Origin of the sequence: Gracilimonas sp., from assembly GCF_014762685.1 — a bacterium.
In the GTDB taxonomy this organism is placed as follows: Bacteria; Bacteroidota; Rhodothermia; order Balneolales; family Balneolaceae; genus Gracilimonas.
The window spans coordinates 382481-394995 of record NZ_JABURM010000006.1; the positions used below are offsets into that span (position 1 = coordinate 382481).

The 12515-nt window shown below is 44.1% G+C and carries 9 protein-coding genes; 8 read left to right on the plus strand and 1 reads right to left on the minus strand.

The genetic code is table 11. From position 1 onward, the window contains the following. Positions 1 to 45 precede the first annotated feature (45 nt). The 4 genes from HUJ22_RS11260 (at position 46) to HUJ22_RS11275 (ending at position 4023) form a co-directional block, all read left to right on the plus strand. Positions 46 to 1365 (plus strand): amidohydrolase family protein, encoded by a 1320-nt coding sequence (locus HUJ22_RS11260; protein ID WP_290877472.1) that lies wholly within the window; start codon positions 46 to 48, stop codon positions 1363 to 1365. Continuing rightward, positions 1362 to 2552, plus strand: coding sequence for an amidohydrolase family protein (locus HUJ22_RS11265; protein WP_290877475.1), 1191 nt, complete (start codon positions 1362 to 1364; stop codon positions 2550 to 2552). Before HUJ22_RS11260 ends, HUJ22_RS11265 begins: the two co-directional genes overlap by 4 nt. A gap of 229 nt (positions 2553 to 2781) precedes the next feature. Next, complete coding sequence (locus HUJ22_RS11270) at positions 2782 to 3417, plus strand: transposase (RefSeq protein ID WP_290877478.1); 636 nt, start codon at positions 2782 to 2784, stop codon at positions 3415 to 3417. 96 nt (positions 3418 to 3513) lie between these two features. Next, positions 3514 to 4023: a YdeI/OmpD-associated family protein gene (locus tag HUJ22_RS11275; RefSeq protein WP_290877481.1), complete on the plus strand. Its 510-nt coding sequence runs from the start codon at positions 3514 to 3516 to the stop codon at positions 4021 to 4023. A gap of 70 nt (positions 4024 to 4093) precedes the next feature. On the opposite strand, the gene HUJ22_RS11280 is transcribed toward HUJ22_RS11275, so the two are convergent. Further along, positions 4094 to 6682: a M14 family metallopeptidase gene (locus HUJ22_RS11280; RefSeq protein WP_290877484.1), complete on the minus strand. Its 2589-nt coding sequence runs from the start codon at positions 6680 to 6682 to the stop codon at positions 4094 to 4096. Positions 6683 to 6870: 188 nt separating this feature from the next. On the opposite strand from HUJ22_RS11280, the gene HUJ22_RS11285 reads away from it, so the two are divergent. The 4 genes from HUJ22_RS11285 to HUJ22_RS11300 all read left to right on the plus strand — a co-directional run bounded on the left by HUJ22_RS11285 (position 6871) and on the right by HUJ22_RS11300 (position 12484). After that, positions 6871 to 8127, plus strand: a complete 1257-nt coding sequence (locus tag HUJ22_RS11285) for an Nramp family divalent metal transporter (protein WP_290877487.1) — start codon at positions 6871 to 6873, stop codon at positions 8125 to 8127. 189 nt (positions 8128 to 8316) lie between these two features. Next, entirely contained in the window at positions 8317 to 8982 is a 666-nt protein-coding gene (locus tag HUJ22_RS11290; RefSeq protein ID WP_290877490.1) for a hemolysin III family protein, read from the plus strand. After that, positions 8982 to 11912: a hypothetical protein gene (locus HUJ22_RS11295; RefSeq protein ID WP_290877492.1), complete on the plus strand. Its 2931-nt coding sequence runs from the start codon at positions 8982 to 8984 to the stop codon at positions 11910 to 11912. The genes HUJ22_RS11290 and HUJ22_RS11295 overlap by 1 nt, the downstream gene beginning before the upstream one ends. Beyond that, the gene (locus HUJ22_RS11300; RefSeq protein ID WP_290877495.1) at positions 11909 to 12484 is read left to right on the plus strand and encodes a DUF2911 domain-containing protein; all 576 of its coding nucleotides are present in this window, start codon (positions 11909 to 11911) and stop codon (positions 12482 to 12484) included. Before HUJ22_RS11295 ends, HUJ22_RS11300 begins: the two co-directional genes overlap by 4 nt. The last annotated feature ends 31 nt before the right edge of the window (positions 12485 to 12515 follow it).

The window sequence follows — 12515 nt, forward strand, 5'->3', positions numbered from 1 at the left end:
TTTTTTATAAATTGTGCACAGCAAATATTAACTAACCATTTTCTTATGAAGAAACCGATACGAAGCTTATTGCTCGCATTGGTCTGTGTGCTTTTCTTTGGGGTTCAGGGATTTTCTCAATCCACTCCTCAAATATTTAAAGGTGCTCAGATCATACCTATTTCTGGCGAGCCTATCAATAATGGCGTTCTTGTTGTTGAACACGGCAAGATCACCGCAGTTGGTGGTCCCAATACCCGGATTCCCAGAGGAGCCGATGTTCACGATGTATCCGGACATGTAATCATGCCCGGCCTGGTTGACACTCACTCTCACATTGGCGATGGTGACGGCGGCGATCGTTCAGCCACTCTCCATCCTGATGTGCGAATCATGGATTCCATTGATCCGAGAAGTCCATCTTTTAAACGTGCATTGGCAGGTGGTATCACCTCTGTAAATGTAATGCCTGGATCAGGTCACTTGATGAGTGGACAAACCGTTTACCTAAAACTGCGTGATGCTAATGTCATAGAAGACATGCTGCTTTACACAGATGATGAAAAGACTATTTATGGCGGACTGAAAATGGCGAACGGGACCAACCCCCGAGGAAACCCTCCCTCACCCGGAACAAGGGCTAAAGCCGCTTCAATGGTTCGTGAGTTGTATATAAAAGCTCAGGAATATCAAGCAAAAATTGAAGCTGCCGATGGTGACGAAAGTAAAATGCCTCCGCGGGATATTGGAATGGAAACGCTGGTGGAAGTTTTGGAAGGCAAGCGCATTGTTCACAATCACACCCATAAACATCAGGATATTTTAACAGCTATGCGATTGGCCGAGGAATTCGACTACCGCCTTGTGTTGCAACACGTAAGTGAAGCCTGGAAAGTAGCCGATGAAATTGCAAACTCAGAGAATGTATTGGGAGCTTCTATCATCACCCTCGATTCATTCGGTGGAAAAGTTGAAGCAGCCGAGATTAAGAACTCAAATGGTAAATATCTGGAAGATGCCGGAGCTCTTGTTGGTTTCCACACCGATGATGGTATTACGGACTCCCGAATGTTTTTACGTCATGCAGCCTTGGGTATACAAGAAGGAATGAGTCGCAATGAAGCATTAAGAGCGGTTACTATTGCAAATGCCGTAATGATGGATATTGATGACCGTGTCGGAACCCTTGAGAAAGGCAAAGATGCCGACTTTGTTATTCTTGATGGGGATCCTTTTAGTGTGTACACACATGTTCAGCAAACCTGGATCGAAGGCCAGAAGGTCTGGGATCGCAATAATGAAGAGGACAAAAAATATGCTACCGGCGGATATCAGATCTATCCCGGTACCATCCATACACATCACGGTGAAGGAGGTTTGAAATGAAATTTTTGAAACAATTAATACTGCTGCCGGCGTTATTACTCGTAATTAATTTTACTGCAGAAGCACAGATCGCGGTTAAAGGGGAAACGGTTTATACCATGGCCGGTCAACCCATTTCAAATGGAGTAGTCCTTATTAAGGATGGAAAAATTGAACGTATTGGTTCAGGAATAAATATACCTTCCAATTATGAGGTGTATGAGGCCAAGGTTGTAACACCCGGTTTTATTGACGCGCACTCAGTGGTAGGTCTTGCCGGCCACCTGAATGTTGATGCCGATCAGGATCAGCTTGAAACATCTAATCCTATACAACCGGAGCTTAGAGCTATTGATGCCTACAATGCTCAGGAAGCACTTGTTGATTTTCTGCGTGATCAGGGAGTAACCACCGTTCATACCGGGCATGGACCGGGTGCACTTATCAGTGGCCAAACCATGATCATTAAAACCACCGGTGAAACGGTTAACGACAATTTGATCGAACCGTCTAAAATGCTTGCTTTCACTTTAGGCGATAATCTGAGCCGTGCTTTCAGCAAGCCGGGTACACGAGCAAAAGGTATTGCTATGCTGAGACAGGAGCTGATCAAAGCCCAATCCTATCTGGAAAAAAGAAATGGTGAGGAAGACTACAGCATGGACCTGGGAATGGAAGCCTTAGCTGATTTACTTGAAGGCAAGAAAACGGCCTTGGTCACCGTTCACAAAGCCAACGACATCATGTCTGCCATTCGACTTCAGGAAGAGTTTGGCTTCCCAATGGTTCTGGATGGAGTGGCTGAAGCATATATGATCATTGACGAGATCAAATCCCGCGGTTATTCTGTCATCATTCACCCATCTATGATTCGTCCGGGTGGCGATGCCAAAAATGCATCTCTGGAAACTGCAGCTAAGCTTTACGAGGCCGGTATTCCGATCGCTTTCCAAAGCGGTTATGAAGGCTACGTTCCTAAAACGCGTGTGGTACATTATGAAGCAGGAGTTGCTGCTGCCAATGGCTTAGGAAAAGATAACGCCCTCAAAGTATTGACCATTGATGCCGCCAAACTTCTGGGCATCGATAACCGTGTTGGCTCCCTCGAAAGGGGCAAAGATGCCGACTTGGTGATGTTCAACGGGGATCCGCTTGAATACATTACCAACGTAACCGGCGTTATCATCAACGGTGAAAAGGTGAAGTAACTTTATTACAACAACTACATTTAAAAAGCGAAAGAGCCGGAAGAAATTTCGGCTCTTTTTTTTGAAGCAACCTTCCGGCGTCCGAAGGTTCTGGAGATGCTGCGGGAGTGGCTCATAAATCCTGGGCCTATTATTAGATCATAAACGCATGTACCACGACTCGCTGAGCCGTGTTGTATGATTAAGAATGATTGTTTTATTTATTCTAATAAATATTACATACGTACAAATGTCATTCTATCGAAGAAACTTACCGCATTGGCAGCCTATAGGTGGTGATTACTTTATCACCTTACGTTTAGCAGGCACATTACCTAAAGAAATCATTGAGAAGCTCAATAAAGAAAAGGTCCGATTGCTTCAAGATGGGAATGGTGATAAAAAAGATCTTCGGACGAAAATAAACCGCCGAATATTTAAAAAGTATGAAACAATACTGGATAAAGCTGAAAGAGGACCAACATGGCTAAAATCAGTTGAAATAGCAGATATTATTAAAGAATCTCTCCATTTTAGAGATAACAAGGATTATGAATTGTATGCTTATTGTATAATGTCTAATCATGTTCACTTTGTTTTTAGACATTTGTCGAACAAGTTGAAACAAAAGAATGATGAATACCCCATAACAGATATTTTAGCCTCATTCAAAAAATACACCTCAAGATTATGTAATGAAAAATTAGATAGAACAGGCAATTCATTTTGGCAAGCTGAAAGTTTTGACCATGTTGTCAGGGATTCAGATGAATTGGAAAGAGTGATTCTTTATACACTTCATAACCCTGTTAAGGCCGGCTTGACAGATAATTGGAGAAAGTGGCCGCATAGTTATTGCAAAAAAGAACTTTCGATTCGGTTTTGAATATTGAATATTTTGTCTTTTAACACAAATCGGCTCAGCGAGCCGATATACGTACCACGGCTCGCTGAGCCGTGAGTAGCGAATCAAAAAGTCTATATGAAACCTATAACCTTCTCATCCCATATCGACCACCTCCCAAAATTAAAGCTGCACCATATCACCGTACCCGCTGAAATTGTAGACAAAGTTGGAGGAATCGGAACCCGGTTGATGTGTTCCGTCAATGGGAATAAAGCTTTCCATGCCGGAATGGTTGCCCTGGGTGGTGGTGCCGCTTACATCACCGTAAACAAAAAGCGAATGAAAAAGTATGGGATAAAAAAGGGAGATGAAGTTGAAGCCACCATAGAGCTGGATAACAGTAAGTACGGAATGGAGATGCCGGAAGAACTTGAGGCTTTATTGGAACAGGATGACGAAGGGGCACACAGATTTGAAATGCTTACTCCCGGTAAACAGCGATATATCATCCACTATGTTTCACAGGTTAAAAGCAGTCAAAAGAAAATAGACCGGGCTATTATGCTGATCAATAATTTAAAAGCTTTGCCTGAAGATGAGTTTGATTTCCGAAAATTGTTGGGGCTTCCACCACGGGATTCATAGACATAAAAAACCCCACAGAGATTTGCCAAAAAATTCCCTGCAGGGTCTGTTTTTTTAATTAAGTAATTAATTAGTTTGTGGTTCCGCCGCTGATCGTGTGGCCGAAAAATATGGCATTGGCAAACAGTTTATTGGTGCCATACCAGAAGGCACGGAAGTTTGGGTTATCCGTCATGGAGATCACATTTCCTCTTCCATAACCGCTTACCACTACGGCGCCGGAACCTTTGATCAACTCAAGGTTCTCATCGTTGCTATACCCACTTGCCAGCGGATCGTCGGTGTAATACAATGGAGTAGAATACGGGTTCTCACCTTTTTCAATAAACAGAGTGCTGTTGCGGAAAAGGGTGATATTCTCATCATTGAACCCATATCCCATGGGATGGGTAAGATCCAGTTTGGCGTTGAAGATACTTCCACCGATAAAACCGGCTCCGCGATCTTCTCCTGCCTTCACATAAGGACGAGTTTTAACTTCTTCTTTTTCCTCTTCATCGGCTTCTTCCTCTTCAACATACTCCACATTTGCGAGTCCGAGTGATTTAGCCCAGCGTATTGCATTCTTAAAGACGATCAACGTGCCGCCACCGCGAACCCATTCTTTCAGGTTCTCTGCCGCACCATCAGAAATACCATATCCGCTGGAGATGATCACATTGTATCTGCTGAGGTCGGTTCGGTCAACATCATCACTTTTGATGATCGACAATGGCATGTGGTAGCGCTGGTCGAATAAGTGCCATGCTTCCCCAACTTCGCTTGAATTACTTCCTGAGCCACCTATCATGGCAACTTTTGGTGCTTCAAGATTTTCGAAGTTTCCACTTCCCAGGTCCATTCCTGAAGGTGTAAGCCCGGTTGGCAAATTATAAACGGTGATACCGTCTTCTTCGGTGATAGTCTGAATGATCTCATGCACTTTATCAGGATCCTCCTGAACACCCATTGGGATCATAATGGTGCCATAATCAAAATCTTTGACTGCATTCTCGACGACAGCTTTGAATGTTTGAGAGGCCACTTTAGCTCTCACACCATTAGCAAGCAATCGGTACAGCGCACGGGGAGCATAATACTCATCCCACTCAAATGCATAGGCATATTGGGCTTCATCACCTACTAATTCACCGATCAACTCAAATCCATCCAATGAAAATTCCTCTCCAAGCATGCTGGAATTGTAGTCCCGGTTCAATTCTGCGAAAGGCAGATTGAATGCATATGGCATGGTCCAGGTAGAAACATCATAAAACAGGCTGTCCGTAAATTCAGTACGTCGCTCGAACATGGCCGTCAGTAACTTATACTGTTTCTGATTGGTTGGAACCACAAATGCCTTGCCGGCTTTGAAGTCCTGATAATCACGATCAAGCTTATACACGTCAATCTGATTTCGATCCAACATTTCAGCCAGGTGTTTGGTGCGCGCCTGATCGGCTTCTTCCCCAAATACATAGGCTTTGATCGGAGCATTACCGGCTTCCTGAGCCGCTTCTTTGTAGAACTCACGGGTGTTGGCCAATAACTCTTCTTTAAGTGCCTGCACCGCTTCAAGGGTAGAAAGTGAGGTCACAAATTGATTTTTAATTGTGAAAGGGAATTCCACTATACCGTGAATGCTTTCCTGAGCATGGCCACGGGAGCTCGCCTGCTCAAACAATATTCCGATCGAACCATTTACATCAGGATAGGTAGATCCTTTTCCATAATAAAAATCATCGAAGCTTTCTTTTGAATAGTACAGCGATTGTATGTCGTCGAGTGCTTCAGCATGATATTCTGCAATGGCACCGGTCAAAGCCTGATTACGCTGCGGGGTAAGCGGGTGTGTACGGGATGGAATGCCGGGTTGAAAGAAAAAGGTGGAATTGGTTCCCATCTCATGATGATCGGTCAGTACCTGTGGCACCCATTCATGGAATTTAGCCACTCGTCCCTGACTTTCAGGGTGGATCATCGGCATCCAGTCACGGTTCAGGTCAAACCAATAGTGATTGGTTCGACCGCCCGGCCAGGTTTCATCAAACTCACGGCTTTGAGGGTCCGTAACCAACACATTTTTGCTCTTGTTGGTATTCGCCCAATGTGCAAATCGGTCAAGCCCATCCGGATTTATACTTGGATCCACATTGATGATGGTATTATCCAGCATTGCGTCAATCTCTGCACCCTGTGCCGCCGCCAGGTGATACACAACCGCCAGCGAGGCATTTGACCCACTGGGTTCATTTCCATGCACACTGTAGCTCATGGTAACTACTGCCGGTATTTCAGAAAGATTTAAGTCGTCAGAAACAGAAGCATCGGTAAGCTTCAGGTGCTCCTCTTTAATGGCGTCAATATTTTGGTGGTTTTGAGGAGAAGTAATTGTCAGCATCAGCAGCGGCCGGTTTTCATAGGTACGTGCATATTCGGTTATAGTAACCCGATCAGAGGCTTCCGCCACTGCATACATGTAATTCACCAGTTGATCGTGGCGCACATGCCATTCCCCAACCTGGGCACCCAAGACTTCTTCCGGAGTTGGAATTTGTGAATTGTACGTTACACCATCAGGAAGAAAATAATCGAGAGAAACCGGTTCAGGCTGCAATACCTGAGCCTGAGCCATCACCCCAAAAATCAAAGAGAAAAGAATAGTAGAAAAAGCTTTCATAATGGAAGGAATTTATTAAGTGTTGGTGTCTAAAAATAACAGGCTGTATGGTACTGTTTCAAAATGAAAAAAGTTATAAAAATAACCGTTCACAAATGCTTCCTGAATTTCCACTTACATATGCTAAATATCATACCGTTTATTTTTTCTTTATAATCCCGCCAAAATTTGTGATAAAAGAATCGGACATGAAGTCGGAAAAAGTAGCCTCAACTTTTAAATATGCCTTCGGGCCGGGGTTGATACTTGCAGCAGCGGCCATCGGGGTTTCGCACCTGGTACAATCTACCCGCGCCGGAGCGGATTATGGCTTTACCCTCGTTTGGGCTGTAATTATCGCCAGCCTGATGAAATACCCCTTCCTGGAATACGGCCCTCGTTATGCCTCTGCAACCGGAGAAAGCCTGATCGCCGGGTATAAAAAGCTTGGGGGTTGGGCTTTATGGATTTATATCTTTTTTACGGTAGGAACCATGTTCGCCATTCAGGCGGCAGTTACCATTGTTACGGCAAGCCTGGCTGTGGAGCTCACCGGTATTGAGTTGCCCCTGCTGGTTTGGAGTATCATCATTTTAGCCATTTGTATCGGCATTCTTTTTCGCGGGCAGTATTCCGCGCTCGACTCTCTTATTAAAGTAGTGATGGTCGTGCTCACGCTTTCTACTATTGCCGCTTTTTTTGTGGCCTTATTTGACGGGCATTCCCCCTCCCTTAATGAAGCTCCTTCCGTTTGGGATGTGGCCGGCATTACCTTTCTCATAGCACTCATGGGCTGGATGCCCATCCCCATTGACGCGGCGGCCTGGCATTCTTTATGGACCCTGGAACGCGGCAAACAAACCAAACACAAAGCCAGTTTGAAGGAAAGTCTGCTGGATTTTAACATCGGCTACATCGGGTCGGCCATTTTAGCTCTTATATTTCTGGGATTGGGAGCTTTAGTCATGTTTGGTTCCGGCGTTAGTTTTTCTTCGGCCGGCGCTGCTTTTGCCCAACAACTTATCGATCTCTACACGCAAACCCTGGGGGATTGGGCGCACTGGATTATCATTATTTGCGCTTTTACCACCATGTTCAGCACCACACTCACGGTCACAGATTCTTATCCGAGGGTCAGCCGCGAGATTTTTAAGGTAATGAAGGGAGGACCTGTAACCGGTTTCTGGCTTTTTTCTTACAAGGGGTTGCTCATCATCATTTCCCTCATTTCCATGCTCGTGCTTTACCTCACCGGAAGTCAGTTTACCTATATTATTGACCTGGCCACTTCACTTTCATTTCTGACCGCGCCGGCACTGGCCTTCATTAATTACCGGCTCATCATGTCCTCGTACTTTCCTGATGAGCATAGGCCTCCGGTATGGCTCAGGGTGTTAAGCTGGTTTGGGATAATCTTTCTTACTGCCTTTGCCCTGCTGTTTTTCTACTGGCGGTTTTTTGTTTAGCAACAACCTGCCGGCCTCCGAAGGTCTTGGAAGTGTTGCAGAGGCGTTCATGAATTCCTCAACCTACTTAAACAACGAACGCTCCAAGGTCTTTCAGACGCTTGGAGGTTCTTTTTGTCGGTGGTTCATAATTTCCTGAGAAACTCTATATTTCAACTAGTTAACTGATAACCATTTTATCTCACTGCTTTGCAAACACTGTTTCCACCAAGAGAGCCTTTTAACGCCTATTCACACTATTTAGGAGCTTTAATCGCTGCAATTTGGTTGTTTTTTTTAATGAAAGCAGCTGCTGAAAGCCCAACCTCACATAAAATTTCTTATCTGGTTTATGGAATTTCTGTGATATTGATGTTCCTATCCAGCGGCATTTACCATACGCTGAATGTGCAAAACAAAACCGAAGAACTTTTCAGGCTATTTGATCACATTTTGATTTACGTTTTAATCGCGGGTTCATACACTCCGATGTGTGTCGTTGCTTTGGAGGGGGGGTGGCAATGGGGTATACTGCTTGGTATTTGGCTTTTTGCTCTGGCCGGTATCTTAAAGAAAACTTTTTGGATGAGTGCCCCGCGATGGTTTTCCACCGTCATTTATTTGTTGATGGGATGGGTTTCCCTGATTATTCTCCCCCAGGTTTGGAGGCTTCTTCCCCATGCCTTTGTATACTGGATTGCATTGGGCGGCTTGTTTTATACTGTTGGTGCCATTATTTACGGAATCAGAAAACCAGACCCTATTCCCGGAGCATTTGGATTCCATGAAATTTGGCATTTATTTGTTTTGGGCGGTGCTTTTTCTCATTATTGGGCAATTTATAAATATTTACCTGAATTTAATTTCCCGGCTTAATGAAGCTCTTAAAAATAATCATAGTTTTATCGCTTTTTCCTGCCTTGGCTTTTGCCCAGTCATATAATCCATTTACCTTCAACAGGCCGGCAGGATTAAATTGGCAGCAAATTAAAACGGAGCATTTTCGGATTATTTTTCCAGATGGTGAAGATTCCCTCGCTTACCGCTCTGCCGCAATTCTTGAAAGCCATTATGACCAAACTTCTGAATTGACGGGAGGGAAGCTCAAAAACTTTCCGGTTATTCTGAATAACTATAATGACTTGTCTAACGGATTTGTAAACTCTTTTAACTTTCGCTCTGAAATTGACCTGGCAGATTTTAAAGGAAAGGGAATGAACCCGCAGACAGGAGATTGGCTTGAAATTGTTTTGCCTCATGAGCTTGTCCACGCCACACATTTCAATGTTCAAATACCCTGGGACGATAAAAAAATCAGTATTCCCAATTTCATCAGTATTTTTTCACCCGATTTGGCCCGAACCTTTCATGGTTTTCCGCCGGTAGGTTTGCATGAAGGGTTGGCTGTTTACTATGAAACAGAATCCGTAGCCCCTATGGGCGGCCGTGGCAACTACACTTTTTCTACCAATCGGTTTAACTCAAATTTCGCCGGTTCAAATCGGTGGAATATGGGGCAAACTTTGATTCCCTCTGATTACACTCAACCCTACAACCGCCATTATATCGCCGGGTATTCTTTTGTTGACTGGCTTCATGATAACTATGGAGATGAAATTTCCCGAGAGGCTATTCGCTTTCATTACCACAATTTTTTCCTGGGTTACGGCTATGCACTCCGCAGAAAAACAGGCAAGTGGCCCGGTCAGCTTTATGAACTCTATGAGGAAGATTTAGAAGCAGAAGAACAAAAGCGATTGGCCCAAATCCCAGTAAATACGGCTGAAAAATCCACAATTATAGATACCCCATATCGTGGGGAAGAAACGCATGCTCCAAAGTGGATTACTGAGAACAGCCTGCTTTTTTACGGCTCTTATTATAATGGGCGTATTGGATTTTACAGATATGATACCGACACGGAAGACTTTGAGCTTATAAAAGAAACTTTCGGGGTTGGTGACTACAATTTTGAAATCGAGAATGGGAAAGACTTGTATTTCAGCAGTTACAAACGAGACCCGCTTTATTCCGGGGTTTACAAAACCGATATCCACAAATTAGACCTTAAAAGCGGGAAAAGTAAGCAGCTAAGTAAAAAAGAACGAGTCTACGCCCCGACTTCAAACGGAGAACGATTACTGGGAATACAAGGAGAAGGACCGGGTGGAAAAATTGTTGAAATATTTCCTGACGGAAGCATTAAGGAATTAATGCGGTTTCAGGACGCGTCGCCAGTTAGCCTCAAATTCAACCCAAACAAACCTGACCAACTTGCTGTAACTGTTAACAGGCGGGGTGTACAGGCTCTTTGGATAGCCGACCTGAACTCTCTTTCCTCAAACTTGAATGCGATACCTGAGCTGGCATTTACCGACGCTTCTATTCATGATGCAGAATGGCATCCCCATGAAAATAAAATCCTTTTTACACTGGATGCTCCTCCGGCCATGAATGTGTATGAATACAACCTGGATACCAAAGAAATTCTTCAGATCACAAGCTCTCTATTCAATGCCTTTGAAGCCTCTTACTCTCCGGACGGACAACAAATAGCCTATGTTATTCAGCAAAAAAGTGAGCGTAAAATTGCTTTGCTGCATCAAGACGATTTCTTGAATCAGCCCGTGTCAAACTCCCGCCTGTTGCGAGGAAAAGAATTACGGCGGGAATTTGACCGCCCCCTGCTGGGTAGCGCAATTTCCGACTCAGTTAAAAGCTATCCTAAAACTTCCTATCGTGGAAATTTAAGCTGGCTTAAACCACGAACTATTTTCCCCGCCTACGAAGAAAAGGCAAATACAACGCAGGCGGGTGTGGTTATATCAAGCATAGATCCTCTTTCCCGGCAGGCCTATTCCGCAGAAATAACAGGAATTCAAAATCGGCTTTGGTATGACTTCACTTATACCAATAAAATGTTTTACCCCGGATTAGAAATTTCTGCATACAGTGATCCCGAGTTTTTTGCCACCCGGGATCCCAATACCGATGAAGCCTTTTCACTCATGAGACAGGACCGGGGGTTTAATTTAAGCCTGCCCTTTGACTACACATTTCGCGGAGACACCCGATATAGCGCTCTTTTTGTTCGACCTGAAATCAAAGCTGAACAGTTCAAATATTATAACCTGCAAGCGGAGGAGCTTTCTGATTTCTCAACCCGATATCGCGCCGGCGTTTTTTCTCAGCTTAGCCTCGGAATTCTGAATTTACCGCGCGACGTTCAGCCCTCTTCTGGAATTTCGCTTTTTGGTTTATACGAGCAAACACTTAATGAACCAACCGCTCAAATTGAATTTCCAGGTGGGCCGGTAGCAAGAACCTTCACCAATCAGTGGTCAGCTCTTTATGGCATTTTTGGCTTTATTTCACCGTTGCGAAGATGGAATCAATCCATGAGGATAGACATGCAGTTTTTGCAGCAAAGTGACTCTCCCATTTACTCTAACAGTTCCATTATACCAATGGGCTTTTCAGATGACATTTTCCCAAATTATGACCTTAGTGATGATTCCGGCTTCCAAAATATTGGGCGGCTCAGTACACGATATACCATCCCCCTCTTTTATCCTGATAACGGCGGGCTCACCATCCCTTTTTATTTAAGCAGCATATATTTAACTACTTTTACCCACACGCTCACTGACCTGAATGCTGATAACCTGTTAGACTCCAGTCGAAGTATTTTTGGCGCAGGTTTTCATGTTCAGTTTAAAGTGTCGAACGTGTTATTCGATTTAGGGGTTGGCTTCGCATATGAACCTACCCGGGATAACTCTCAATTTATATTTGGGCAATTTTGATCAATCAACATACTATCCGTTTTAGTCACTTTATCGTAACCCTGCTCTTTTTAGGCGTTTTTTTCGGCTGTCAAAATCAAGGATCTGAAAACCCCCGACCCTCTCAGGAAAGCAGAAAAAGCCCTATTGCCATAGCTTCAGTCAAAGGAGATGGTTCCTATGTCAAAGTAGTTTACGGGCAGCCCTATCGTCGCGGGCGTACTATTTTTGGTGATTTGCAGCCCTGGGGTGAGGTTTGGAGAACCGGCGCCAATGAAGCTACGGAAATTACCATAACTGATCCTGTTTTAATGGGAGACCAAGCCATTAACAGTGGAACCTATACTTTATTTACCATTCCTGGACCGGATTCTTTCACTGTTATTTTAAACCACGAATTAGGCCAGTGGGGAGCTTTTGAATATAATCCTGAACGAGACTATAAACGAATGAAATTCCCCGTGCAAAAATTATCCACGCCGGTGGAGGCTTTCACTATTGAGTTTTCGGAACCGGAATACAGCATGTCAACCATGTCGCTAAAATGGGACCGGGTTCGGGTAGATATTCCTATTCGGTTTTACGGAGAGTAGGCTGCAGATCGTTTTTTCAATAAAAAAAGAC